This is a genomic window from Kitasatospora sp. NPDC036755, from assembly GCF_040636595.1.
GTDB lineage: Bacteria > Actinomycetota > Actinomycetes > Streptomycetales > Streptomycetaceae > Kitasatospora.
Genome location: NZ_JBEZUT010000104.1, coordinates 1 through 25,696, shown reverse-complemented (window position 1 = coordinate 25,696; position 25,696 = coordinate 1). Strand labels below are relative to the sequence as shown.

Sequence of the window (25,696 nt, the reverse complement as noted above, 5' to 3'; positions counted from 1 at the left end):
CCGCCTTCCAGCGGACCCTCCGGGCTTCGTTCTTTCGTGTTTCCAGCTTATCAGATGTTTTCCGCTCCGTTTTCCGGAGTTTCATTCATCCGATTCGCTTTCGCCTTTCGGCGCTCCCGAACTCTACCAGAGTCATTCGGTCCGTTTTCCCCGGTCGTTCTCGAATTCAGATTCGAGCGCGTTTCCGAGGGGCCGTCCCGTGGGGCAACCCGGAGAACATTACGCACCGGGTCGCCCCACGTCAAACCGGCCTCAGCCGGTGTTGAGCGAGCGTCAGACCTCGACCACGACCGGCAGGATCATCGGCCGGCGGCGGTAGTTGTCCGCGACCCACTTGCCGATGGTCCGGCGGACGAGCTGCTGCACCTGACGGGGCTCCAGCACGCCGTCGCTCGCCGAGCGGTCCAGCGCCTCCTGGAGCTTGGCGACGACCGGGCCGAACGCGTTGTCGTCGATGCCGGAGCCGCGTGCCTGGATGGTCGGACCGCCGACGATCTTGCCGTTGGCCGAGTCGACCGCGACGAAGACCGAGATGAAGCCCTCCTCGCCGAGGATCCTGCGGTCCTTGAGCGAGGCCTCGCTGATGTCGCCGACCGAGGAGCCGTCCACGTAGACGTAGCCCGCCTGCACCTTGCCGGCGATCCGGGCGACGCCCTTCTCCAGGTCGACGCAGACGCCGTCCTCGGCGATGACCACGCGGTTGCGCGGCACACCGGTGGCGATGCCCAGCTCGGCGGCCGCGCGCAGGTGGCGCCACTCGCCGTGGACCGGCATCAGGTTGCGCGGCTTGCAGATGTTGAAGAAGTAGAGCAGCTCGCCGGCCGAGGCGTGGCCGGAGACGTGCACCTTGGCGTTGCCCTTGTGCACGACCTTGGCGCCCCAGCGGGTCAGGCCGTTGATCACCCGGTAGACGGCGTTCTCGTTGCCCGGGATGAGCGAGGAGGCCAGGACGACGGTGTCGCCCTCGACGATGCGGATCTGGTGGTCGCGGTTGGCCATCCGGGACAGCGCGGCCATCGGCTCGCCCTGCGAACCGGTGCAGATCAGCACGACCTCCTTGTCCGGCAGGTCGTCCAGCTGCTTGACGTCCACGACCATGTTGCCGGGGACCTTCAGGTAGCCGAGGTCCCGGGCGATGCCCATGTTGCGGACCATCGAGCGGCCGACGAAGGCGACCTTGCGCTTGTACTCGTGGGCGGCGTCCAGGACCTGCTGGATGCGGTGCACGTGGCTCGCGAAGGAGGCCACGATGATGCGCTTGTCCGCGTTCGCGAAGACGTTCCGCAGCGCCGCCGAGATGTCCCGCTCGTGCGGGATGAAGCCGGGGACCTCGGCGTTGGTGGAGTCCACCAGCAGCAGGTCCATGCCCTCCTCCGCCAGCTTGGCGAAGGTCGGCAGGTCGGTCAGGCGGCCGTCCAGCGGCAGCTGGTCCATCTTGAAGTCGCCGGTGGCCACGACCATGCCGGCGGGGGTGCGGACCGCCACGGCCAGGGCGTCCGGGATGGAGTGGTTGACCGCGATGAACTCGCAGTCGAAGGGGCCGATGCGCTCGCGCTGGCCCTCCTTGACCTCCAGCACGTACGGCCGGATGCGGTGCTCGGCGAGCTTGGCCTCGATCAGCGCCAGGGTCAGCTTGGAGCCGATCAGCGGGATGTCCGGGTTCTCCCGCAGGAGGAAGGGGACGGCGCCGATGTGGTCCTCGTGCCCGTGGGTGAGGACGATGCCGTCGACCTTGTCGAGGCGGTCCCGGATGTAGCTGAAGTCCGGGAGGATCAGGTCCACGCCGGGCTGCTCGTCCTCGGGGAAGAGGACGCCGCAGTCGATGATCAGGATGCGGTCGCCGTACTCGAGGACCGTCATGTTGCGGCCGATCTCGCCGAGGCCGCCGAGCGGTGTGATGCGGAGGGCGCCCTCCTTCAGTGCCGGGGGCGCGCCGAGCTCGGGGTGCGGGTGGCTCAAAAGACTCTCCTCACGACGCACGCCATATGCCCGGGGTCCTCCCCCGGAGACATATGGCGTGCGTACTCAGTGTCGTTTTCCTACTGGGTCTGTGCTCTCGCGCCTTCGGTCCGGTCCAGCGGCGGACCCGGGGAGGTCCGGCGAGCCGGGGCGCGCACGTCCGTGTCTGTTAAAGGTGTACCCCGCCGGCGGCGAGATCCTGCTTCAATCGCTCGATCTCCTCCGGCGTCGCGCCGACCAGCGGCAGGCGCAGCGGTCCGGCCGGCAGGCCCTGGAGTTCCAGTGCGGCCTTGCCGAGGATCACGCCCTGGGTGCGGAACATACCGCTGAACACCGGCAGCAGGCGCTGGTGGATGCTGGTGGCCTTGACCACATCGCCCGCCAGGAAGGCCTCGATCATCGCCCGGAGGTCCCCGGCCACCACGTGCCCGACGACGCTGACCACGCCGACGGCTCCGACGGACAGCAGCGGCAGGTTGAGGATGTCGTCGCCGGAGTACCAGGCGAGGTCGGCGCGGGCGATCGCCCAGGCCGCGGCGCCGAGGTCGCCCTTGGCGTCCTTGTTGGCGACGATCCGCGGGTGCTCGCCGAGGCGGACCAGGGTCTCGTGGCCCAGCGCGACCCCGCTGCGGCCCGGGATGTCGTACAGCATGACCGGCAGCCCGGTCGCGTCGGCGACGGCGACGTTGTGCCGGTACAGGCCCTCCTGCGGGGGCTTGTTGTAGTACGGCGTGACGACCAGCAGGCCGTGCGCCCCGGCCGCCTCCGCCTGCCGGGCCAGCTCGACGCTGTGGTGGGTGTCGTTGGTTCCGACGCCGGCCACCACGTGGGCGCGGTCCCCGACCGCCTCGACCACGGCGCGGATCAGCTGGGCCTTCTCGGCGTCGCTGGTGGTCGGGGACTCACCGGTGGTGCCGTTGACGACGAGGCCGTCGTTGCCGGAGTCCACGAGGTGCGTGGCGAGGCGCTGGGCGCCGTCGAGGTCGAGCGCGCCGTCGGCGGTGAACGGGGTGACCATCGCGGTCAGCACCCGGCCGAACGGCGTCTGGGGGGTGGAGGTCGGAGCCATGCGTCCAAAGCTACTCGTAGGCGGTTGGGGGTCACCCATGCCGGTCCGGTGTTCGGACAGGTGCAGCGCGTCGGCGGCGCGGACGTGGGATTCCGGTGCTGCCCGCTCGGGGGTTCGGGCAGCACCGGAATCCGTGTTCACGAATGTAGGGAGCGACTAGAAAAGCCGCAATCCAGACATGCCAGACACTCTGCCCATATGCCTGTCGTCCCAGGTCAGGGGGCGACTCGGCCGTGCTTCTCGAAGGCCGCATGGGTGAGCGGCATGAGTCGGGCCCACTGCTCCTCCATCTGCTCGGCGACCATCTCGATCTCGCGCTGCGGGAAGGACGGCACCGCCGAGTTCTCCCGCCGGGTGCGCAGCGACAGGAAGTGCATCAGCGAACGCGAGTTGCAGGTCGCGTACATCGAGGAGAACAGGCCCACCGGCAGGACCGCGCGGGCCACCTCCCGGGCCACCCCGGCGGCCAGCATCTCCTGGTAGCGGGTGTAGGACTCGCGGTACGCGGCCTCCATCGCCTCCGTGGTGGTGCGGTGCTGCTCGGGCGTGCCCTCGTGGAACTCGTACTTGCCGGGGCGGCCCTCCTGGACCAGCTTGCGCTCCTCGCCCGGAACGTAGAAGACCGGCTGGAGCTCGCGGTAGCGGCCGGACTCCTCGTTGTACGACCAGCCGCTGCGGTGCCGGTGGAACTCCCGGAACACGAAGATCGGCGCACTGATGAAGAAGGTCATCGAGTTGTGCTCGAACGGCGTGCCGTGCCGGTCGCGCATCAGGAAGTTGATCAGGCCCTTGGACTTCTCCGGGTCCTGCTGGAGGGCCTCCAGGGACTGCTCGCCCGCGGTCGAGACCCGGGCCGCCCAGATGACGTCCGAGTCGGCGGCGGCGCTGCGGACCAGCTCCACCGTCACGTCGCTGCGGAAGCTGGGGGCCGTCGGTTCGTCGCTCACGCGTTACTCCTTGCGGGTTCGGTGCTGTGCAGCTTGATGGCGTGCTGCATGGTCTTGCGGGCGCGCGGGGTGTCGCCGGCGTCGGCGTAGGCCACGGCGAGGCGGAACCAGACCCGCCAGTCGCCCGGGGCGTCCTGTGCCTCGGCCTGGCGGCGGGCGAACACCGCGTCGGCCGAGGCCCGGTCGATCCGCCCGCCCTTGCTGCGTCGGAGCTCGTCCACCGGCAGGCCGCCCTCGGCCTCCAGCTCGCGGGCCAGCCGCTCGCTGTCCCGGCCGAAGCGGACGGTCTGGCGCAGGAACCAGACGCCGATCACCGGGATCACGAAGGCGCATACGCCCATGCCGATGCCGAGCGGCTTGCCGGTGGCGACCAGCTGGACGCCCTCGCCCACGCAGACCAGGGCGACCAGCAGCAGCACGCCGGACAGGACGAAGAAGCCGGTGCGCGAGGTCATGACGCCCTCCTGGGAATCGACACTGTCACAGGTCCAGGAAGTGTTCGAGGCCGAAGGTCAGCCCCGGCGTCCCGACGACCTTGCGCGCGCCCAGCAGGATGCCCGGCATGAAGCTGCTGTGGTGCAGCGAGTCGTGCCGGATGGTGAGCGTCTCGCCGGTGTCGCCGAACATCACCTGCTGGTGGGCGAGCAGGCCGCGCAGCCGTACCGCGTGCACCGGCACCCCGTCCACGTCGGCGCCGCGCGCGCCGGGCAGGCTGTGGGTGGTCGGGTCCTGCTGCGGCGGCCGGCCGGCCTCGGCCCGGGCGGCGGCGATCAGCTGGGCGGTGCGGGTGGCGGTGCCGCTGGGGGCGTCCGCCTTGCGGTCGTGGTGCAGCTCGACCACCTCGACCGACTCGAAGTACCGGGCGGCGATCTGGGAGAACTTCATGCCGAGGATGGCGCCGACGGAGAAGTTCGGGGCGATCAGCAGGCCGAGCTCCGGGGCCTCGGCCAGCCAGCCGCGGACGGTGGCGAGCCGCTCGTCCGTCCAGCCGGTGGTGCCGGTGACCACGTGGATGCCGTGGTGCAGGCAGTAGTCGAGGTTGCCCATCACCGAGTCCGGGTGGGTCAGCTCGACGGCCACCTGGGCCCCGGCCTCGGTCAGCTCCTCGAGCTTTGACCCGCGGCCGAGGGCGGCGACCAGCTCCAGGTCGGGCGCGGCCTCCACGGCCTTGACCGCCTCGGAGCCGATCCGTCCCTTGGCGCCGATCACGGCGACACGCAGCGTCATGGCAAAGTTCCTCTCACCCAGAAAATCAGCAGATCAGACCAGCAGATCGGCGAGCTTGGCGGCCCGCTTGTCGGTGACCGGACCGATCAGGGCGAGCGACGGCCGGTACGCGCCCAGCACATCACGGGCCACCGCGTGGACGTCCTCCAGGGTCACCGACGCGATCCGCTCCAGCATGTCGTCCACCGACAGGTGGTGCCCGTAGCTGAGCTCGGCCTTGCCGATCCGGTTCATCAGCGAGCCGCTGTCCTCCATGCCGAGCACGGTGGAACCGGAGATCTGGCCGATCGCGCGCTGCAGCTCCTCCTCGGTGATGCCCTCCTCGACCACCTTGGCCAGCTCGGCGCGGCAGATCCGCAGCACCTCCTCGACCCGCTTGGGCTGGCAGCCGGCGTAGATGCCGAACAGCCCGCTGTCCGCGTAGGACGAGGAGTACGAGTAGACCGAGTACGCCAGGCCCCGCTTCTCGCGGACCTCCTGGAACAGCCGCGAGCTCATCCCGCCGCCGAGGGCCGCGTTGAGCACGCCCATCGCCCAGCGGCGCTCGTCGTGCCGCGGCACCCCGGGCACGCCCAGCACCAGGTGGGCCTGCTCGGTGGAGCGGTTGAGCACCTCGACCTTGCCGGCCGTGCGCAGCGCCTTGACGCCGCGGCGGGCCTCGGCGGGGGCGGCCGTGGAGGCCTCCAGCACCGCGGCGAAGGCCTGCTCGACCTGCTTGACCACCTTGCGGTGGTCGAGGTTGCCGGCCGCGGCGACCACCAGGTTCTCGGGCCGGTAGCGGCGGCGGTAGAAGCCGGCGATCTGGTCCCGGGTGAGCGTCCTGATCGTCTCCTGGGTGCCGAGGATCGGGCGGCCGAGCGGGCCGCTGCCAAAGATCACCTTGGCGAACAGGTCGTGCACCACGTCGCCCGGGTCGTCCTCGGCCATCGCCATCTCTTCCAGGATGACGCCGCGCTCGGCCTCCACGTCCTCGGGCCGGATCAGCGAGCCGGTGAGCATGTCGCAGACCACGTCGATGGCCAGCGGCAGGTCGGTGTCCAGGACCCGGGCGTAGTAGCAGGTGTTCTCCTTCGCGGTGAAGGCGTTCATCTCGCCGCCGACCGCGTCCAGGGACGCCGAGATGTCCAGCGCGCTGCGCCGCTCGGTGCCCTTGAAGAGCAGGTGCTCCAGGTAGTGGGTGGCGCCGTTGAGCTGCGGGGTCTCGTCCCGCGAGCCGACGCCGACCCAGATGCCGAAGGTCGCGGAGCGAACCGTCGGCAGGGTCTCGGTGACGACCCGAAGGCCGCCGGGGAGGACGGTGCGGCGCACCGTGCCGGCGCCGTCGACGCCCTTGAGCAGGGTCCGGGTCGTGCCGGGACGCTGCATTACCGCCGGGGCCTGCGCCACGGGGGGTACCTCCAGAGGAAACGCACGCGCGGATGGGCACGTACGGACGAACGCGTGGACAACGGGGTGCGGCCCGCACGCCGGGAGGCGTACGGGCCGCGGGGGTCAGCTAGCGGCGCTTCACTCGGAAGCGGCCTCGCCGCCCTCCTCGCCCTCGATGACCGGGATCAGGGAGAGCTTGCCGCGCGGGTCGATCTCGGCGATCTCGACCTGGACCTTGGCGCCGACGCCGAGGACGTCCTCGACGTTCTCGACGCGCTTGCCACCGGCCAGCTTGCGGATCTGCGAGATGTGCAGCAGGCCGTCCTTGCCCGGCATCAGCGACACGAACGCGCCGAACGTCGTGGTCTTGACCACGGTGCCCAGGTAGCGCTCGCCGACCTCCGGCATGGTCGGGTTGGCGATCTGGTTGATCGTGGTGCGGGCGGCCTCGGCGGCCGGGCCGTCGGCGGCACCGATGTAGATGGTGCCGTCGTCCTCGATCGTGATCTCGGCGCCGGTGTCCTCCTGGATCTGGTTGATCATCTTGCCCTTGGGGCCGATGACCTCACCGATCTTGTCCACCGGGATCTTGATGGTGATGATGCGCGGCGCGTTCGGGGACATCTCGTCGGGCGAGTCGATGGCCTCGTTCATCACGTCGAGGATGTGCAGGCGGGCGTCCTTGGCCTGCTTCAGCGCGGCGGCGAGCACCGACGCCGGGATGCCGTTCAGCTTGGTGTCCAGCTGGAGGGCGGTGATGAAGTTGCGGGTACCGGCGACCTTGAAGTCCATGTCGCCGTACGCGTCCTCGGCGCCGAGGATGTCGGTCAGCGTGACGTAGTGGGTCTCGCCGTCGATCTCCTGGGAGATCAGGCCCATCGCGATGCCCGCGACGGCGGCCTTCAGCGGCACACCGGCGTTCAGCAGCGACATGGTCGAGGCGCAGACCGAGCCCATCGAGGTGGAGCCGTTGGAGCCGAGCGCCTCGGAGACCTGGCGGATGGCGTACGGGAACTCCTCGCGGGTCGGCAGGACCGGCAGCAGGGCGCGCTCGGCAAGCGCGCCGTGGCCGATCTCGCGGCGCTTGGGCGAGCCCACGCGGCCGGTCTCACCGACGGAGTACGGCGGGAAGTTGTAGTTGTGCATGTAGCGGCGGCGCGTCTCCGGGGAGAGCGTGTCCAGCTGCTGCTCCATGCGCAGCATGTTCAGCGTGGTGACACCCAGGATCTGGGTCTCGCCGCGCTCGAACAGGGCCGAGCCGTGCACCCGCGGGATGGCCTCGACCTCGGCGGCCAGGGTGCGGATGTCGGTGACGCCGCGGCCGTCGATGCGGACCTTGTCCGTGATGACGCGCTCGCGGACGATCTTCTTGGTCAGCGCGTTGTAGGCGGCGCTGATCTCCTTCTCGCGGCCCTCGAACTCGGGCAGCAGCTTCTCGGCGGCCAGCGCCTTGACGCGGTCCAGCTCGTTGTTGCGCTCCTGCTTGCCCGCGATGGTCAGGGCCTGGGCGAGCTCGTCCTTGACGGCGGCGGTCAGCGCGGCGAGGACGTCGTCCTGGTAGTCCAGGAAGACCGGGAACTCGCCGGTCGGCTTGGCGGCCTGGGCGGCCAGCTGCGACTGCGCGGCGCACAGGACCTTGATGAACGGCTTCGCGGCGTCCAGGCCGGAGGCGACGATCTCCTCGGTCGGCGCCTCGGCGCCGCCCTCGACCAGCTTGATGGTCTTGTCGGTGGCCTCGGCCTCGACCATCATGATCGCGACGTCGCCGTCCGGCAGGACGCGACCGGCGACGACCATGTCGAAGACGGCCGACTCCAGCTCGCTGTGGGTCGGGAAGGCGACCCACTGGCCGTTGATCAGCGCGACGCGCACGCCGCCGATCGGGCCGGAGAACGGCAGGCCCGCCAGCTGGGTGGAGGCGGAGGCGGCGTTGATCGCGACCACGTCGTACAGGTGGTCGGGGTTGAGCGCCATCACGGTGACGACGACCTGGACCTCGTTGCGCAGGCCCTTGACGAAGGACGGGCGCAGCGGGCGGTCGATCAGGCGGCAGGTGAGGATCGCGTCCTCGGAGGGCCGGCCCTCGCGACGGAAGAACGAGCCGGGGATGCGGCCCGCGGCGTACATCCGCTCCTCGACGTCCACGGTCAGCGGGAAGAAGTCGAAGTGCTCCTTCGGCTGCTTGGACGCGCTGGTGGCCGACAGCACCATGGTGTCGTCGTCCAGGTAGGCCACGGCGGAACCGGCGGCCTGACGGGCCAGGCGGCCGGTCTCGAAGCGGATGGTACGGGTGCCGAAGGAACCGTTGTCGATCACGGCCTCGGCGTAGAACACGTTCTCTTCCACCTGGAAGATCTCCTCTTTCGTACGTCTCCGGGAGAGCGTCCCCGCGCATTGCCTGCGGTGGGCCCCGGGCCCTCGCCAAGGAGGGCGGCAGTCGGGCCGGTCTTCGATCGAAGCCCCCGGAGTGCCCCGCTCGGTCTGCGGGGGTTCCGACGGCCACTACCGAGGACCGGCGCCTCACGGCTGCCGGGCCGGGAAGGGCGGTCCGCGTCTGGACGCTCTCTCGGATGCGGGCGGCTTCCGTTTGAAGCCTTCGTCCCGCGGGGGGTTCGGGTCCTTCTGCCCGGGTGGCGCGCTGGTGCGCCATCACCCGGCATGCCCACAACCCTACGGTGCAATCCTCGGCCACCTGGGGAGGTGCGCGCGAGTTGTTATCTGCGGGCGCCGCGGTTCAACCGCCGCGGCATACGCGCGAGGGGCGGCTCCCCGGTGTGGGGAGCCGCCCCGAGCGGCGTTCTCAGCGGGCGCCGCCGGCGGCACCGCGGCGGATGCCCAGGCGGTCGACGAGCGTACGGAAGCGCTCGATGTCCTTCTTGGCCAGGTACTGCAGCAGGCGGCGACGCTGGCCGACCAGGATCAGCAGGCCACGACGCGAGTGGTGGTCGTGCTTGTGGGTCTTGAGGTGCTCGGTCAGGTCCGAGATGCGACGGGAGAGCATGGCCACCTGGACCTCGGGGGAACCGGTGTCGCCCTCCTTCTGGCCGAACTCGGCGAAGATCTGCTTCTTGACGTCAGAGGCGAGAGCCACTGCAACTCCTTCGGGGTCTACCGAGCGGTCCTGGTCGACAGCACAGGACTCATCGAGAACTCGGTGTCGTGAGCGCGGCCGGCGGTCGGCGCCCCTGGGAGCGGACACACGGCTGCACTCGAAGCCCAAGAGTACCCGATGCCGACGCCCCTCCGGCCGGGGAGGCGTCGGCATCACCCCGCGGACGGCTCAGCCGGTGGCGCCGCGGACCAGCCGGTAGACGTCCAGGACGGCGAGCGCCAGCGGGACCAGCGACATCAGGGTGAGGCTGTCCACCAGGTCCAGGATGCGCCCCCAGAACGGGGAGACCCCGAGCCGCGGCACCACCAGGGCGATCGCGGTGAGCAGCGCGGCACCGAAGGCGATGGAAGCGGTCAGCCAGATGGTGCGCAGGTCGAGCTGGGTGGTGGAGCCGGCCGCCCGCAGGAAGAACTGCGGGGTGTGCAGGGAGAGCCCGATGATCAGCAGGCTCAGGCCGAGCAGGCCGGCCACGGTCAGGCTGAGCACCTGCGCGGTGTAGCGGAACAGCCGGGCGCGCAGCATGGTGGTCAGGCCCAGGGCGAGCGCGAGCAGCTCGGGGAAGACCTCGTCGGTGAAGCCGAGGACGGCGCAGGCGCCGACCACGACCGCGGCGCAGCCGCCGACCAGGCCGACCAGCACCTCGTGGCCGCGCCGGGCCTGGTGCGCGATCCGCTCGTACTGGACGGCCTCGGCACGCTCGGCCTCCTCGTCGTAGTCGCGACTGCGGGTGCGGGTCTGGCCGGGGGCGCTGAAGCCGACCGGCAGCCGGGCGAAGCGGGCGGAGAGGCCTGGCAGGAAGCCGACCACCGCGACGGCGGCGACGCCGGTGACGGCGGCGATGTGCCCGGCCGGGGTCTCCGGCAGCAGGACGGCCGCGAAGGTGGCGAGCGCGCCGGCCGTGGAGACCAGGGCCGCGGCGACGAACACCGCGTCCTTCTCCGGCAGCAGGCCGGCCAGCAGCACGGCGACCACCAGGACGGCGACGCAGCCGGCCAGGAACTGGAGCCGGCCGGGGCCGTCCCCCGGCTGGGCGACGGCGATGAGGCCGCTGCCGCCGATCACGGCGTGCGGCAGCGCGCCGAGGCCGAGCGCGACGGCCGCGTGGGCGTCCTGGTAGACCCGGGCGCGCACCCCGGCGAGCGCGGTGAGCACCACGGCGGTGACGCCGGCCAGGACGCCGGGCAGGCCGTGCATGTCGTGGCGCAGGTCGGAGAACCAGAGCGCGAAGCCGAGCAGGGTGAGCAGCACCCCGGCGCCGATCAGGCCGAAGCCGCGCATCAGCTCGGCGGTCCAGAACCGGCGGTCGGCCTCGACGGCGCTGGCGATCGCGTCGGCGACGTCGTCGTAGACGGCCGGCGGGAGCGACTCGGCGAAGGGGCGCAGCGCCAGCAGGTCGCCGTCGCGGACCTGCTGGGCGGCCAGCGGCAGCCCGCTGTCGAGCACCGTGCCGTCGCGGCGGACCAGGTGGAAGCCGGTGGGGGCGCCGTCGGGCTGGCTCTGGTTGGCCAGGCGCAGCACCTCGGGGTAGACGTCCGCGAGCGGGACGTCCTCGGGCAGGGCGACGTCGATCCGGCGGTCCGGGGCGACGACCGTCACCCGGCAGTAGCCCGTCGCGGCGGTGCTCATGCGCCCACCTCGCTGCGCTCGCCCATGAGGGCCCCCACCTCGATCCTTCGACGCACTTGGCGCTCCCCCTTGTTGACGGTGCCGAGGCTCGGCGGCGCTCGGGTCTTGCTGTGGAACCGGCCCGACGGGGCCGCGAGTTGGCGCGGCGTTACCCTACCCGTTCGGTTCGTGCCCGCTGCCGGTGCGTACCGGGCCCTGACGGGCGGTGCGGGGGCGACCGTTAGGATCGGCGCCTGCGCAAAGGTACGGGGGCTGCGCTGGGTGGGGCGTCCTCAGCCGCCGGATTCCCGTACGGACCGTGCGCACATCGCGTGAGGGCTGATGCCGAAGTGACCGATCGACGCCGCGGGGTGGATGACACATGGGTGTGATCACGGTGAAGCGACCGGCCAGGGCGTATCCGCCCACCGTGCCGGACGAGCCGGTGGAGCTGGTGAGCCCGCCCGAACTGCCCCGGCAGGGCGGCGAGGACTGGCTGATGAGCATCCTGCCGATGCTCGGCATGGGCGGCTCGGCGGTGTTCTTCTTCTCGCCGGGGGCCGCGGCCCCGATGAAGATCATGGGCGGTCTGATGATCGCCTCGACGCTCGGCATGGTGCTGGCGCAGATCGTCCGGGCCCGCAAGGGCGGTTCGACCGCGATGGCGGACGAGCGCCGCGACTACCTGAAGTACCTCCAGCAGACCCGCCGCCAGGTGCGCCGCACGGCTGATCGCCAGCGCGGCGCGCTGCTGTACCTGAACCCCGCCCCGGACCAGCTCTGGTCGATCGTCGAGGACGGCCGGCGGCTGTGGGAACGGCGCACCGGGGACGGCGACTTCGCGCAGATCCGGGTGGGCCTCGGGCCGGTGCAGCTGTCCACCCCGCTGGTGGCGCCGCAGACCGCGCCGATGGACGAGCTGGAGCCGCTGTCCGCGGCCGCGATGCACTCCTTCCTGAAGGCCCACGGCACTCTCCAGGACCTGCCGCTGGCGGTCTCGCTGCGGGCCTTCTACCACATCACGGTGTGCGGGGACCCGGACTCGGTCTACGGGAACGTGCGCGCGATGATCGCCCAGCTGACCACCCTGCACTCGCCGGACGACCTGATGGTGGCGGTCGCGGCCGCGCCCGGTGCGGCCGAGGAGTGGGAGTGGACCAAGTGGCTCCCGCACAACCAGCACCGCAAGGAGGCGGACGGCGCGGGCTCGCGCCGGCTGTTCGCGTCCGACCTGGGCGACCTGGAGTACCTGCTCCAGGACGAGTTGGCGGGCCGCCAGCGCTTCGTGCGGGAGGTGGCGCCGCCGTCCGACCAGCCGCACCTGGTGGTCGTCATGGACGGCGCCGGGGTGCCGCACGACTCGCTGCTGGCGAGCCCGGAGGGCGTGCAGGGCGTCACGGTCATCGAGGTGGTGCCGGGCGAGGTCGACGAGCCCAGCGGGCACCTGATGGTGACGGTGAGCGCCGAGGAGCTGGTGCTGCGCTCGGCCTCCGGCGCGACGTACACCGGCAAGCCGGACCTGCTCTCGGTGTGGCAGTCCGAGGCGCTGGCACGGCAGTTGGCGCCGTACCGGATCTCGGCCGGCGGGGACGACGAGCCGCTGCTGTCCAACCTCGACTTCACCGACATGATGAGCTCGGGCGACCCTGGCTCCTTCGACGTGGCCCGCAGCTGGCGCCCGCGGGCCCAGCACGAGCGGATGAGGGTGCCGATCGGCGTCGGCGCCAACGGCGAGCACGTCTACCTGGACATCAAGGAGGCCGCGCTGGAGGGCATGGGCCCGCACGGCCTGTGCGTGGGCGCGACCGGTTCCGGCAAGTCGGAGCTGCTGCGCACGCTGGTGCTGGCGCTGGCGATGACCCACACCTCGGAGATCCTCAACTTCGTGCTCGCCGACTTCAAGGGCGGCGCTACCTTCTCCGGCATGGCGGACATGCCGCACACCTCCGCGGTGATCACCAACCTGGAGGGCGAGCTCACCCTGGTCGACCGCATGCGCGACGCGATCGAGGGCGAGCTGCACCGCCGCCAGGAGCTGCTGCGCTCGGCGGGCAACTACGCCAACATCCACGAGTACGAGCGCGCCCGGGCGGCCGGCGCCGCGCTGGATCCGCTGCCCTCGCTGGTCCTGATCATCGACGAGTTCTCCGAACTCCTCACCGCCAAGCCCGACTTCATCGAGATGTTCATCCAGATCGGCCGGATCGGCCGCTCGCTGGGCGTGCACCTGCTGCTGGCCTCGCAGCGTCTGGAGGAGGGCAAGCTGCGCGGCCTGGACACCTACCTGTCGTACCGGATCGGTCTGCGCACCTTCTCGGCCGCGGAGTCCCGGGCGGCGATCGGCGTGCCGGACGCCTACCACCTGCCGCCGGTGCCGGGCGTCGGCTACCTGAAGTTCGGCGAGGACGTGATGGACCGGTTCAAGGCCGCGTACGTCTCGGGGCCGTACCGGGCGCCGGGGCAGCAGCGGTCGACCGGCGGGCGGCGGGTCGCCGCGCGCCCGGTGGAGTTCACCGCCTCCTTCGTGGACCTGCCGGACCCGGTGGAGGAGGAGGTCGCGCCGCGGGCCCCGGAGCAGGACGACGCGCTGGTGGACACCGTGCTCGACGTGTTCGTCCAGCGGATGGCCGGCCAGGGCCCGGCCGCGCACCAGGTGTGGCTGCCGCCGCTGGAGGAGGCGCCCACCATGGACCACCTGCTGCCGCCGCTGCAGGTCGTGCCGGAGCGCGGGCTGACCGCGCCCGGCTATCCGGCGGGCCGGCTGCGGGTGCCGATCGGCGTCGTCGACAAGCCGCGCGAGCAGAAGACGGACATCCTGGAGGTCGACTACGCGGGGGCGGCCGGCCACGGCCTGATCGTGGGCGGCCCGCGCTCCGGCAAGTCGACCGTGGTGCGCACCATGGTGGCCTCGTTCGGCCTCACCCACACCCCGCTGGAGGTGCAGTTCTACCTGCTCGACTTCGGTGCGGGCAGCTTCCAGTCACTGGGCGGGCTGCCGCACGTCGGCGGGGTGGCCGGACGCCTGGACGTGGACAAGGTGCGCCGGATGGTCTCCGAGGTGCACGGGGTGCTCAACCGCCGCGAGGAGCTGTTCCGGGCCGCCGGGATCGACACCATCGCGACCTACCGGGCCCGCCGGGCGGCCGGCCGGCTGCCGGACGAGGCCTTCGGCGACGTCTTCCTGGTGATCGACGGCTGGAACACCTTCAAGCAGGAGTTCGAGGTCCTGGAGCCGGTGATCGGCGACATCGCCCAGCGCGGCCTCGGCTACGGCGTGCACCTGGTGATCACCGCGGCCCGGTACGCCGAGGTGCGCCCCGCGCTGAAGGACCTGCTGCAGAACCGGACCGAGCTGAAGCTCGGTGACGCGATGGAGTCCGAGGTCGACCGCCGGGTGGCGCAGAACGTCCCGGCGCTGGCCGGGCGCGGCATCACCGCGGAGCGGCTGCACTTCCTGTCCGGCCTGCCCCGCCTGGACGGCTCCTCCTCGGTGGAGGACCTCCAGAACGGCGTGGCCGGGCTGGTGAGCGCCGTCGACGGCGCCTGGACCGGCCCGCGCGCCCCGCAGGTGCGGATGCTTCCCGCCGTGCTGGACGGCACCTCGCTGCCGAAGGGCTTCGAGCACCCGGAGCGCGGCGTCGCCTTCGGCGTGGACGAGGCGGAGCTGGCGCCGGTCTTCGTCAACTTCGAGACCGATCCGCTGTTCATCGTCTTCGGCGACACCGAGTCCGGGAAGTCGGCGGTGCTGCGGATGCTGATCAAGCAGATCACCGAGCGCTACACCCCGGACCAGGCCGGCATCGTGGTCGGCGACTACCGGCGCGCGCTGCTCGGCACCGTACCGCCGGAGTACCTGGTGGAGTACGCGGCCGCGCAGCCGGCCATGGCGGCCATCGTGGACATGCTGCGCGGCGCCTGCTCGCGCCGTCTGCCGGGCCCGGACGTGACCGCCGAGCAGCTGCGCAACCGCAGCTGGTACAGCGGCAAGGACATGTTCGTGATCGTCGACGACTACGAGCTGGTCGCGACGAGCTCGGGCAACCCGCTCGCCCCGCTGGCCGAGTTCCTGCCGTTCGCCCGCGACATCGGCCTGCGGGTGATCGTGGCCCGCAGCGCGGGCGGCGCCGGTCGCTCGCTGTACGAGCCGGTGCTGCAGCGGATGCGCGAGCTCGGCGGCCAGGGCGTGATCCTCTCCGGCAACCGGGACGAGGGCGCGCTGCTGGGGACGGTCAAGCCGCAGGCGCTGCCGCCGGGCCGGGGGGTCTACGTGTCCCGCCGCGTGACCAGCGGGCAGATGGTCCAGACGGGCTGGCTGCCGGTGGCGTAGCCACTCCGGTCGTGACGGACGGTGACAGAAGGGGTCGGACTCGTGGAGTCCGGCCCCTTCGGCGTCCCAGGTGCCGAAACGTTACGTAGATCTTTCCGGGCGGGGGCTGCGGTTCCCGCACCCGGCCGGGGAGTTGCCGGTCGCTCCGGGGGCGCCTGGGCGTGTCGCCGTCCACCCGAAAGACGACCTTCGAATCACGCCCATCCCCGTTTGTTCACCTTCGATTCAATCGCCATGTGGCCGAGGTAACAAGTCAGACAATCCTTGCAATGACCGAACGTGATCATCGGATCGCATGTCTATGCCGTTCACCGCAACGGATTCCGAAGCAGTTCCGACGTTGACGCAATCAATACGCCAAGGTTCCATTGCGGCCAGGGAGCGACTGGAACCGGACACCGAGCAGACAGCCAGCGGAGGCGATACCGCTCCCACTCCAGCACCGCACAGAGCCGATCGGAAGCCACATGACCGACACGCTTCGTCCGCCACAGACCGTAGCCGCCCCGGCGGCCGAGGCGGCCGCGCCCCAGCAGCTCAAGCGCTCGATCGGCGTCGTGGGCGGCACCCTGCTCACGCTGTCCTGCGTCACGCCCGCCTCGACGCTCTTCGTGATCGTGCCGGAGCTGTTCTCCAGCATCGGCAGCGCCACCGCGCTGGCCATCGGCATCGGCACCGTGCTCTGCGTCGCGGTCGCGTTCTGCTACTCCGAGCTCGGCACCCTGATCCCGAGCGCCGGCGGCGAGTACGCGATGGTCGGCACCCTCGCCGGGCGGCTGATGGGCTGGCTGGTCTTCGTGCTCTCGCTGATCGTGGTGATGATCGTCCCCTCGGTCATCGCCCTCGGCACCGCCGACTACCTGGCCCCCGTCCTGCACCTGGACAAGGCCATGACCGGCGCCGCCGTGATGCTCGCCGCCACCCTGGCCGGCCTGCTCGACCTGCGCGCCAACGCCTGGATCACCGGCATCTTCCTGGTGCTGGAGGTCATCGCGGCCGGCGTGGTCTCGGTGCTCGGCTTCGCCCACACCAACAGCGACGCCCCCAGCCTGCTGCACGGCGTGGTCACCGGGGACGGCGGCGCCACCACCACGGTGAGCGTGGGCGCCATCGTCGGCGCGCTCGGCATCGCCCTGTTCATCACCCAGGGCTTCTCCACCGCGGTCTACCTGTCGGAGGAGCTGGAGAACCCCCGCCGCAACGTCTCGCGCACCGTGCTGTGGACGCTCGGCATCTCCTCGGCCATCATCCTGGTCCCGGTCGTCGCCATCACCATGGGCGCCCCCGACCTGCAGACCCTGTCCTCCGGCGACATCTCCGGCATGGTCACCGCCTGGAGCAACTCCGCCGTCGGCACCTTCATCAGCCTCTGCGTCGCGCTGGCCATCATCAACGCCGGCATCGTCATGGTCATCCAGAACTCCCGGGTGCTGTTCGCCTCCGCCCGCGACAAGGCCTGGCCGGAGCCGGTCAACAAGGCCTTCGGCACCCTCGGCCGGTTCGGCTCGCCGTGGATCGCCACCCTGGCGGTCGGCCTGCCGGGCGCCGCGCTCTGCTTCGTCAAGGGCGAGCTGCTGAGCAACATCACCGGCGTCGCCGTCACCGGGATGTACCTGCTGGTCGCGATCGCCGCGCTGCTCTCCCGCCGCGCCCACCACAAGCACGCCGCCGCCTGGCGGATGCCGCTGTGGCCCGCCGTCCCGATCGTGCTGATCGCCGTCCTGGTGTACGTGATGACCAAGCTGGACGCCGAGCCCCTGCTGTGGACCGGCGGCATCACCGCCGCCGCCACCCTCTACTGGCTGTTCTACCTGCGCCCCCGGCAGGACACCCGCTGGGTGATCAGCCTCCCCGAGGACCAGCAGGACGACTGACCCCTCCCCTCCCCCACACAGCGGTGGCCCCGGCCGCCCCCCCCCCCGGGGCCCGCCGGGCGGACGCGCCCCCTCCGCACCCCGAGTCCCGGCGCGTCCACACCCCGCCCGGCGCGCCGACCCCCTCCGCACCCCGGCGTGCGGGCGCACCCGCGCACCCGGGCACCGCATCCCCCGCCCCTCTCGATCGTTGGCTCCTACGTGTACAGCTACGACGTCTCCGCGTCCCCCGGCCGGTCCGCCACCGCCTCGCGCTCGATCCCGGGCATGCGCCCGTCGTACGACGCCGAGCACCCGCACTCCGCCACGCCGATCTACGACGAGCTGTACTCCGAGTACCGACGCCTCTTCCGTGCCCTGCCCGGTGACCGCTCGGGCGAGGAGGACCTGAAGTTCACCGGCTTCGCGGTCCGTGACGGCTACCCGCCGATCGGCGAGCAGCGCCCGTACCCGCCCCAGCAGCAGGCCTTCCACACCCTCCCGGGCCAGGCACCGGGCCTCCCCCAGTTCATGCCGAGCTCCCAGCACCACGGCTCCGGCCCCACCGGCGGCCAGCAACACGGTTCCAGCGGCGGCCAGCAGCACGGCCACACCGGCGGTCACGCCGCCGCCCACACCGGAACCCACGCCGCCGCCCAGCAGCACGGCCACACCGGAAGCCACCCCGTCGCCCAACAGCACACCCACACCGGCAGCCACACGGCCGCCCACGCCAACACCCACTCCGGCGGGCACACCACCGGCGGTCACACCACCGGAAGCCACATCGGGGGTCATGCCCCCGCCCACGCCGGCGCCCACGCCACCGGCCACCACAACCACAACCACAACCACCAGAGCCATCACACCCCCCACCAGGGCCACGGCCACCCCGTCGGCCGGCCCGAGCCCGCCGCCCCCACCGGCGACGGCCTCCGGCGCCCGGCCCCGCCCCTCGGGCAGGATCAACCCGCCCTCCCCGCAGCCCAGTTCACCAACGGTCAGGGCTGGGTCGCGGCCGGCTACCTGGGCGCGGCCCCGGTGCCGGCGCCCGCGCTCCCGCCGATGCCGCTCCCCGCGCCCCCGCCGCCGATGCCGCCCGCGCCCGCCCCGGTGATGGGTACGGCTGCCGGCCTCGCCCCCGCGCCATCGACCGGCGGCCGCCACCGCCAGATGCTCTCCCTGCCCCCGGGCTCCACCGTCGACCACCGCTGACGCCGACCCCGCGCCCCGGCCCGCCCGGGGAGCCGAGCAGGACACCCGCACGGGACGCGCGAGCCCCGGCCGGGAGCCCCGAAAGCCCCGAGAACGCCGGAGGGCCCCGCCACCACCGTGGCGGGGCCCTCCGGCCGTCGGTCGGCGGACCAGCCGCTCCTACCGACTACTTCTCACTGCTCACTGCCTACTTCTTCTTGCGCTTCTCCCGGACCCGCACCGAGATCGAGATCGGCGTTCCGACGAACCCGAACTCCTCGCGCAGCCGGCGCTCGATGAAGCGCCGGTAGCCGGCCTCCAGGAAGCCCGAGGCGAACAGCACGAAGCGCGGCGGACGGGTGCCCGCCTGGGTGCCGAACAGGATGCGCGGCTGCTTGCCGCCCCGGATCGGGTGCGGGTGGGCGGCGACCAGCTCGCCGAGGAAGGCGTTCAGGCGCGCGGTCGGGATGCGGGTCTCCCAGCCCTCCAGCGCGGTCTCGATCGCCGGAACGAGCTTCTCCATGTGCCGGCCGGTCTTGGCCGAGACGTTGACCCGCGGGGCCCACTGCACCTGGACGAGGTCGCGCTCGATCTCGCGCTCCAGGTAGTAGCGGCGCTCCTCGTCGAGCTGGTCCCACTTGTTGTAGGCGACGACGACGGCGCGCCCGGCCTCGACGGCCATCGAGATGATCCGGGTGTCCTGCTCGGCGAGGGTCTCGCTGGCGTCGATCAGGACGACCGCGACCTCGGCCTTGTCCAGCGCGGCGGCGGTGCGCAGCGAGGCGTAGAAGTCGGCGCCGGCGGTCAGGTGGACCCGGCGACGGATACCGGCGGTGTCCACGAACTTCCAGGTCTTGCCGCCGAGCTCGATCATCTCGTCGACCGGGTCACGGGTGGTGCCGGCCAGCTCGTTGACGACGACGCGCTCCTCGCCGGCGACCTTGTTCAGCAGGCTGGACTTGCCGACGTTGGGCCGGCCGATCAGCGCGATGCGGCGCGGGCCGCCGGGGGCGGCGTCGCCGAAGGTCTGCGGCGGGGCCTCGGGCAGCGCGTCCATGACGGCGTCCAGGAGGTCACCCGAGCCGCGGCCGTGCAGGGCGGAGACCGGGAAGGGCTCGCCGAGGCCGAGCGACCACAGGTAGGCGGCCTCGGCCTCGGTGGAGGGGCCGTCGACCTTGTTGGCGCACAGGACGGTCGGCTTGCCCGCCCGGCGGATGATCTTGATCAGGGCCTCGTCGGTGTCGGTGGCGCCGACGGTGGCGTCCACCACGAACAGCACCGCGTCGGCCTGCTCGATGCCCAGCTCGGCCTGGGCGGCCACCATGGCGTCGATGCCGAGGACGTCGATCTCCCAGCCGCCGGTGTCGACCACCTTGAAGCGGCGGCCGTTCCAGCTGGCCTCGTAGGTGACCCGGTCGCGGGTGACGCCCGGCTTGTCCTCGACGACGGCCTCACGGCGGCCGATGATGCGGTTCACCAGGGTCGACTTGCCGACGTTGGGGCGGCCGACCACGGCCAGCACCGGCAGTCGGACGTGCTCGGCGCCGTCCGCGGCGTCGATGCCGTCGAGGTCGAAGCCCTCTTCGGCGGCGAGTGCCATGAACTCGGCGTAGTCGGCGGCGTCCAGCTCACCGGGGCCGGTGGCGGCGTGCTCTGCGGTCATGTTCGTCTGTTCCGTTTCCCGGCCCGGCCCTTCCCAGGGGCGTGCCGTGCGTACCTGCCCCGCTCGGGGCAGCGCGATGGTTGGCTCCGCGGCACCTCGACGGCCCGCGGTTCACTCGTTGGTCGGCCCGACGGCGGTCGAACCGGCTCTGGTTCGGCCCGACGGCAGCCGGACCGGAGTCGTGATCGGCCCGACGGCAGCCGGACCGGGGTCGTGATCGGCCCGACGGCAGCCGGACCGGAGTCGTGATCGGCCCGGCCGCAGCCGGACCGGTTCCGGTCGCCCCGGCGGCAGTCGGTCAGACCGAGGACAGTCCGGCCCGCTCCTCCACCAGCCCGGCGATCCGGTCGATCACCTGCTCCAGGGTGAGCTCGCTGGTGTCCACGAGGACGGCGTCCGCGGCCTGGGCCAGCGGGGCCGTCTTCCGGGAGGAGTCGGCGGCGTCCCGGCGGGCGAGGTCGGCGGCCATCGCGGTGATGGTCGCCTCGTCCACGCCCTTGGCCCGCAGCTCGGCGGCCCGGCGCGCGGCCCGGGCCTCCTCGGAGGCGGTCAGGAAGACCTTGACGGTGGCGTCCGGGAACACCACGGTGCCCATGTCCCGGCCCTCGGCGACGATGCCGCGCTCGGCGACCTCGGCGCAGCCTCGCTGCAGCTCCACCAGCCGGGACCGTACGGCCGGCACCGCGGACACGGCACTGACCTTGGCGGTCACCTCGGGGCCACGGATCGGGCCGGACACGTCCTGGCCGTCCACCGTGATGGTGGGGCCGTCGGCGTCGGTGCCCGAGACGATCACCGGCTTGCCGCACGCGACGGCCACCGCCTCCTGGTCGTCGACGTCGACCTCGTTGGCCAGCATCCACCAGGTCATCGCCCGGTACATGGCACCGGTGTCCAGGAAGCTCAGGCCCAGCCGGGCGGCGACCGCCCGCGAGACGGTCGACTTGCCGGAGCCGGAGGGCCCGTCGATGGCGACGACGACCGGGGCGTGCGCTCGGTCGGCAGTGTCCACGGGGCGAACCTCTCTCTGAGCATGGGAGCCGGAGCCTGGGCAGGCGGGCGGCCGGGGATTGTCTCCCTCAAGGTTAATGGACCGCCGGGGTGACATACTCCGCCACCATCCGGCCCCCTCCCCACCGGGCCGGATCCAGCCTGGATCCGGCCCGGACCCAGGCCGGGTCCAGGCCCGCCCCGGTCCCGACCGGCTCCGATCCGGGACCCCGTCCACCCCGCGACAGGCCCCGACGGGCGGCCCCCGCTACCCGACCGACTCCAGCACCGCCGTCCCGAGCCGCGGCCGCAGGTACTCCCCGTCCCGTTCGACCCCGAGCACCCCGCCGACCAGCACCATCGGCACCTCCCGCCCGAGGACCTCCCACACGAACGGCACCCTGGACAGGTGCGACGGGAAGTCGTTCACCTCGAACGCGTTCGGGTGGTACGCGTCGTCCGCCGCCTCCCGCCAGTCGAAGGAGCTCCGCGGCCGGGGCCCGTCCGGTGTCCGGGTGTGGGCGAGGAAGGTGGTGAGCCAGCCGGTCACCCGGGGCCCGCCGGACCTCCCGTGCCACTTGAACAGCGAGCGCCAGAAGTCCTCGTCCACCGGCCCGCCGGCCGCCGTCGCGGCGATCTCGTCCACCACCGGCCGCAGCCGGGCGAACCAGGGTGCCAGCCCGTCGAAGTGCCGGGCCAGCGCGCGGACGCCGTCCGCCAGCCGGGCCCAGTCCTCGGCCGTGCCCTCCAGGCGTACCTTCGGGATGCCGCAGCGGGTCTCCCAGCGGAAGTCGTAGTACGGGCTGACCACGTCCATCAGCGCCACCAGCGCCGAGGCGGCGTCGTCCGGTGTCGTGGTGGAGAAGTCCGGCCGGAACAGGTCCACCAGCTCCGCGCCGAGGGCCGCCGCGAGCGGTTCCCGCACCAGGCCCACCGAACGCGACCAGTCCGGCCCGGACCACCGCGCCGACGGCCCCGCGAGGCCGTCGTCCCGCACCACGATCGGATCCCGGCGCCCGCCGGCCGCGCCGAACAGCTCGCGGTGGCGCGACGGGTCCGTCCGTACGTGCACGGCGACCTCGTGCACCACCGCGTACCAGAGCACGTCCGGGGACAGGCTCAACGGCAGGTGCTCGGCGAAGGCGGCGTGGGCCGCCCGCAGCAGCAGGCTGAAGGTCGGCTCGGGCTCCGCGGACTCCGGGGACCGCGGTACGGGCCGGGGGCGCTCGTACATCGCCTCGACGCTGCGGTGGCGGATCAGGTGCCGATCGCCCAGCACCGCCCGCAGGAACCGCTCGTTCCCGAGGTCCACCGGTTCTCCGGCGAACCCGTGCCGGGTATCCCCCAGCGGCAAGTCGATGATCACACCAGCCCCTCCCCGCAACGCGACGCGCCCGTCCCCGGAACCCACCCCCGGAACCCAGCCCCGGCGGCCCCACCCCCGGAACCTCGGCCCAGGAACCCGCCCCCGGAACCCACCCCCGGGCCCCCGGCTCAGTCCCGAACGCTCCAGCCGCTCGCCCGCAGCGCCTTGGTCAGCCGCTTCACGGCCGTCGGCGCCACCGACAGCTGGACGAAGCCGACCTGCTGCCCGGTCGAGTGCTCGATGACGACGTCCTCGATGTTGACCCCGGCCTCGCCGACCTCCCCGAACAGCCGGCCCAGCTCGCCCGGCTGGTCGCCCAGCACGACCGTCAGGGTCTCGTACCGGGTGGGCGGCGCGCCGTGCTTGCCGGGGATGCGGGCCTGGCCGGTGTTGCCGCGCCGCATGACCGCCTCGATCCCGGCCGCGCCCGCCCGGCGCTCGCTCTCCTCGGCGGCCTGCATGGCGCGCAGCGCGGTGACGGTGTCGCCGAGGTCGCGGGCGACCCCGTCCAGCACGTCGGCGACCGCGCCCGCGTTGGCGGAGAGGATGTCGACCCACATGCCGGGGTTGGAGGCTGCGATCCTGGTGACATCGCGCACGCCCTGGCCGGAGAGCCTTATGGCGGTCTCGTCGGCGTTCTCCAGCCGGGCCGCGACCAGTGAGGAGACCAGCTGCGGGGCGTGCGAGACCAGGGCGACCGCCCGGTCGTGCTCGGCGGCGTTCATCACGATCGGCACCGCGCCGCAGAGCGCGACCAGCTCCAGCGCGGCGTTGAGCGTCTCGGTGTCGGTGTCCGCGGTCGGGGTGAGCACCCAGGGGCGGCCCTCGAAGATGTCGGCGCGGGCGGCCAGCGGGCCGGAGCGCTCGCGGCCGGCCATCGGGTGGCTGCCGATGTAGTGGACGGTGTCGCAGCCGAGCTCGGCGATCTCGCTGCCCGGGCCCGACTTCACGCTGGCGACGTCGGTGTACCAGTGCGCCAGGTTGCGGCGCTGGCAGTCGGCCAGCACCTTGCCGACCAGCGCGGGCGGCACGGCGATGATCGCCAGGTCCACCGGGCCGTCGACCGGGTCGGTGATGCCCGCTCCGAGCGACTCCGCCGTACGGGCCGCGTCCGGGTCGGCGTCCTCAAGATGGACGGTCAGCCCGCGAGCGGTCAGCGCGAGCGCGGCGGAGGTGCCGATCAGTCCGGTGCCGACGACAACGGCAGTGCGCATGGCGGGTCGCTCTCCTCATCACGATTCTCGACGGGTGCCGGGACCGGCCGAGAGCACCCGCGCCCCATCCTCCCTCATCCGCCCCGCCGAAGTCCCCACCGTCCGTCCGGCAACCGGGAGGGCGGCCCCGGCAGCTTCCGGCACCGGCAACCGCGACGGGCCCGTCCCCGTCCCACACAGTGCACACGCCGCACCCGGAAATCCTGCGACGCCCGCCCCGAAGCCGGGCAGACTGGCCGCCCGGGAGGGAAGGCGGACCGACCGGGCACCCGACCGGCGCCGACGGCCGAGCCCGGCACAACGGGCACCGCACAACGGGCACCGCACGACGGGCGACACGCGACGGGCGCCGCACAACGGGCGATGCACGACGGGCGACACGCGAACGAAGGGGTTGCGCATGGACGATCACCTGGACGATCAGCACGACAGCGGGAACGGGCAGTCGGCACCACCGGCCGTACCGGCCCACCCGTCGGTCCTGGACTCCGTCGTGGTGTACGCCGAGGGCGCGGTGTGCCGCCGGCGGGCCACCGTCCCGGTCCCGCCCGGCGGACGGCTGCGACTGACCGGCCTGCCCTCCGCCCTGGACGGCCGCTCACTGCGCGCCCGGGTGCTCGCCGGGCCGGCCGGCACCGCGGTCACCGAGGCCCGGCTGGAGCTGCTCGCCGAGCTCCGCGAACCGGACGAACTCCCGGAGCTGAAACGGGCGTTGGACGAGGCGGCCGAGCACCGGAGCTCGCTCGCCGAGCGCCTCCGGCTGGTCCGGAGCGCGATCTCCGAGACCGCCGCGCTGCACGCCGTCCCGCCGCAGCGCCGCCGTGACGAGCCGCTGCGCCGCACGCCCGCCGACGCCTGGCTGGAGCTCGCCGACTTCGTCGACGGGCGTCTGGCCCGACTCCAGGAGCGCGCCGAGGAGCTCACCCGGGAGCTGGAACTCGCCGACCACGAGCGCGACCTGGCCGCCGACCGCCTGGAGCGGGCGTCCACCGCCGACCGGGCCGAGCCGGTCGGCACCGGCACCACCGCCCTGCTCACCCTCACCACCGGAAGCACCACCGGAAGCACCGCCGAAAGCACCGCCCGGAGCACCCCCGAGGGCACGACCCAGGACCACGACCTCACCCTGGAGCTGGAACTGGAGTACGGCGTCCCCGCCGCCCGCTGGGTCCCGGCCTACCGGCTCTCCTACCGCACCGGCACCGACACGGCCCACCTGGTCCTGCGGGCCGCCGTCGCCCAGCGCACCGGCGAGGACTGGACGGGCGTGGACCTCGCGCTGTCCACCGCCGACCTCGACCGCCGCACCGACCTGCCCCGGCTCGCCTCGCTGCGGATCGGCCGCAGCCAGCCCGCCCCGCCGCCCTCCGGCTGGCGCGAGCCCCCGGCCGGCCTGAGCGACCTCTTCACCGGCTACGACGCGGCCGGTGCCGACCGTCCCGCCCCGCCCCGCGAGCCCCACCGCGGCCCGTACCGCCCGGTCGCCGCCGGCCTCGCCCGCTCCGCCCACCCCGGCGGCGCATTCCGGGGCGGCCCCCGAGCCGAGGCCTTCGCCGCCCAGGACTTCGCGCCCGACGAAGGAATCGCCCCCGCCACCGCCGGCCCGTACGGCGGCGGCCTGCTGAGCGCCGACCAGCCGATGCCCCCGCCTCCCGGCGGCCCGGGCGGCCCGATGGTGCCGGGCGGCTTCGCGGGCTACGGCGCCCCGCCGCACGAAGCGGACGACGTCCGACTCGCCGCCGTGACAGCGGACTTCGCGGCAGCCGCGGAGCGGGCCGCCCGGGCCGGCTTCGACGTCCTGG

General features: G+C 72.5%; 17 protein-coding genes. 4 read left to right on the top strand and 13 right to left on the bottom strand.

The genetic code is table 11. The annotated features are described in order from the left end of the window. Nucleotides 1-273: 273 nt before the first annotated feature. From AB0E96_RS17715 to eccD, 9 genes are all read right to left on the bottom strand, one after another. Nucleotides 274-1,959, bottom strand: coding sequence for a ribonuclease J (locus AB0E96_RS17715; RefSeq protein WP_359824317.1), 1,686 nt, complete (start codon nucleotides 1,957-1,959; stop codon nucleotides 274-276). 169 nt (nucleotides 1,960-2,128) lie between these two features. Further along, nucleotides 2,129-3,028, bottom strand: a complete 900-nt coding sequence (gene dapA / locus AB0E96_RS17710; RefSeq protein ID WP_359824314.1) for a 4-hydroxy-tetrahydrodipicolinate synthase — start codon at nucleotides 3,026-3,028, stop codon at nucleotides 2,129-2,131. A gap of 215 nt (nucleotides 3,029-3,243) precedes the next feature. Then, on the bottom strand, nucleotides 3,244-3,975 hold the full coding sequence (thyX, locus tag AB0E96_RS17705) for an FAD-dependent thymidylate synthase (RefSeq protein WP_359824312.1): 732 nt from the start codon (nucleotides 3,973-3,975) through the stop codon (nucleotides 3,244-3,246). After that, a complete protein-coding gene (locus AB0E96_RS17700; RefSeq protein ID WP_359824310.1) occupies nucleotides 3,972-4,430 on the bottom strand; it encodes a tetratricopeptide repeat protein in 459 nt (152 codons plus the stop codon). Before AB0E96_RS17700 ends, thyX begins: the two co-directional genes overlap by 4 nt. A 25-nt stretch (nucleotides 4,431-4,455) precedes the next feature. Then, nucleotides 4,456-5,202, bottom strand: a complete 747-nt coding sequence (gene dapB, locus AB0E96_RS17695) for a 4-hydroxy-tetrahydrodipicolinate reductase (protein ID WP_359824307.1) — start codon at nucleotides 5,200-5,202, stop codon at nucleotides 4,456-4,458. 33 nt (nucleotides 5,203-5,235) lie between these two features. Continuing rightward, nucleotides 5,236-6,567: a pitrilysin family protein gene (locus AB0E96_RS17690; RefSeq protein ID WP_359824319.1), complete on the bottom strand. Its 1,332-nt coding sequence runs from the start codon at nucleotides 6,565-6,567 to the stop codon at nucleotides 5,236-5,238. Between the two features lie 141 nt (nucleotides 6,568-6,708). Further along, entirely contained in the window at nucleotides 6,709-8,916 is a 2,208-nt protein-coding gene (locus tag AB0E96_RS17685) for a polyribonucleotide nucleotidyltransferase (protein ID WP_359824304.1), read from the bottom strand. A gap of 454 nt (nucleotides 8,917-9,370) precedes the next feature. Further along, nucleotides 9,371-9,661 carry a 30S ribosomal protein S15 gene (gene rpsO, locus AB0E96_RS17680; protein WP_031072625.1) on the bottom strand — a complete coding sequence of 97 codons (291 nt, stop codon included), beginning with the start codon at nucleotides 9,659-9,661 and terminating at the stop codon, nucleotides 9,371-9,373. 189 nt (nucleotides 9,662-9,850) lie between these two features. Beyond that, nucleotides 9,851-11,308 carry a type VII secretion integral membrane protein EccD gene (gene eccD / locus AB0E96_RS17675; RefSeq protein ID WP_359824299.1) on the bottom strand — a complete coding sequence of 486 codons (1,458 nt, stop codon included), beginning with the start codon at nucleotides 11,306-11,308 and terminating at the stop codon, nucleotides 9,851-9,853. Nucleotides 11,309-11,669: 361 nt separating this feature from the next. Here eccD and eccCa point away from each other — a divergent pair, with 361 nt between their 5' ends. The 3 genes from eccCa (at nucleotide 11,670) to AB0E96_RS17660 (ending at nucleotide 18,682) form a co-directional block, all read left to right on the top strand. Next, nucleotides 11,670-15,614: a type VII secretion protein EccCa gene (gene eccCa / locus AB0E96_RS17670; RefSeq protein ID WP_359824297.1), complete on the top strand. Its 3,945-nt coding sequence runs from the start codon at nucleotides 11,670-11,672 to the stop codon at nucleotides 15,612-15,614. 467 nt (nucleotides 15,615-16,081) lie between these two features. Then, complete coding sequence (locus AB0E96_RS17665; protein WP_359824295.1) at nucleotides 16,082-17,488, top strand: APC family permease; 1,407 nt, start codon at nucleotides 16,082-16,084, stop codon at nucleotides 17,486-17,488. Nucleotides 17,489-17,689: 201 nt separating this feature from the next. Continuing rightward, nucleotides 17,690-18,682 (top strand): hypothetical protein, encoded by a 993-nt coding sequence (locus AB0E96_RS17660; RefSeq protein WP_359824322.1) that lies wholly within the window; start codon nucleotides 17,690-17,692, stop codon nucleotides 18,680-18,682. Between the two features lie 187 nt (nucleotides 18,683-18,869). On the opposite strand, the gene der is transcribed toward AB0E96_RS17660, so the two are convergent. The 4 genes from der to AB0E96_RS17640 all read right to left on the bottom strand — a co-directional run bounded on the left by der (nucleotide 18,870) and on the right by AB0E96_RS17640 (nucleotide 23,894). Continuing rightward, nucleotides 18,870-20,324, bottom strand: coding sequence for a ribosome biogenesis GTPase Der (der, locus tag AB0E96_RS17655; RefSeq protein WP_359824293.1), 1,455 nt, complete (start codon nucleotides 20,322-20,324; stop codon nucleotides 18,870-18,872). 298 nt (nucleotides 20,325-20,622) lie between these two features. Beyond that, the gene (gene cmk / locus AB0E96_RS17650) at nucleotides 20,623-21,336 is read right to left on the bottom strand and encodes a (d)CMP kinase (protein WP_359824291.1); all 714 of its coding nucleotides are present in this window, start codon (nucleotides 21,334-21,336) and stop codon (nucleotides 20,623-20,625) included. Between the two features lie 246 nt (nucleotides 21,337-21,582). Then, entirely contained in the window at nucleotides 21,583-22,680 is a 1,098-nt protein-coding gene (locus tag AB0E96_RS17645; protein WP_359824290.1) for a DUF4419 domain-containing protein, read from the bottom strand. A gap of 128 nt (nucleotides 22,681-22,808) precedes the next feature. Beyond that, entirely contained in the window at nucleotides 22,809-23,894 is a 1,086-nt protein-coding gene (locus tag AB0E96_RS17640; RefSeq protein ID WP_359824289.1) for a prephenate dehydrogenase, read from the bottom strand. Nucleotides 23,895-24,294: 400 nt separating this feature from the next. Between AB0E96_RS17640 and AB0E96_RS17635 the strand changes: the two genes are divergently transcribed. Continuing rightward, the coding region (locus AB0E96_RS17635; protein WP_359824287.1) for a DUF4139 domain-containing protein at nucleotides 24,295-25,696 on the top strand (1,402 nt) is incomplete at its 3' end.